Here is a 463-nt window from a genome sequence, read left to right on the forward strand (position 1 = left end):
GCTTTAACGTTTACCTGATCACCCAGGCTACCCAGGTTTGCTACTTTATCAAGCAGAATAACTTGCATTACCTTATCCTCTCAAAGTCGTATTAATGGACCGTGACCGATTACTGATGGCGATCAGTGTACGGCAGCAGGGACAGGTAGCGAGCGCGTTTGATAGCGCGAGCCAGCTGACGCTGGTATTTTGCACGGGTACCGGTGATACGGCTTGGGACAATCTTACCGCTTTCGGTGATGTAGTTTTTCAGCGTAGCGATATCTTTATAGTCGATCTCTTGAACGCCTTCCGCGGTGAAACGGCAGAACTTGCGACGACGGAAATAACGTGCCATATGGCTAGTCTCCAGAATCTATCAATTCAATCTGCTCGGCATGCAAAACCATTTTGCTCAGTCCGTTCTTTGCCTTGTGGCATGAAATGAACCCCTGAACGGTTATGCGACTGCCGACCGTTATAC

1 protein-coding gene and 1 pseudogene are annotated in these 463 nt (G+C 48.8%); both read right to left on the bottom strand.

Annotated features, from left to right (window positions below):
• Positions 1-68: pseudogene (gene rplI, locus ACEWB7_RS17605) on the bottom strand (50S ribosomal protein L9); the annotation flags it as partial.
• A gap of 41 nt (positions 69-109) precedes the next feature.
• A complete protein-coding gene (rpsR, locus tag ACEWB7_RS17610) occupies positions 110-337 on the bottom strand; it encodes a 30S ribosomal protein S18 (protein WP_000135199.1) in 228 nt (75 codons plus the stop codon).
• Positions 338-463 lie beyond the last annotated feature (126 nt).

Origin of the sequence: Acinetobacter sp. NIOH-H-8 (genome assembly GCF_046635365.1) — a bacterium.
Taxonomy (GTDB): domain Bacteria; phylum Pseudomonadota; class Gammaproteobacteria; order Pseudomonadales; family Moraxellaceae; genus Acinetobacter.

Excerpts from the sequence above, each read along its gene's own strand:
- rpsR (WP_000135199.1), bottom strand. The coding sequence starts at position 337 with ATGGCACGTTATTTCCGTCGTCGCAAGTTCTGCCGTTTCACCGCGGAA.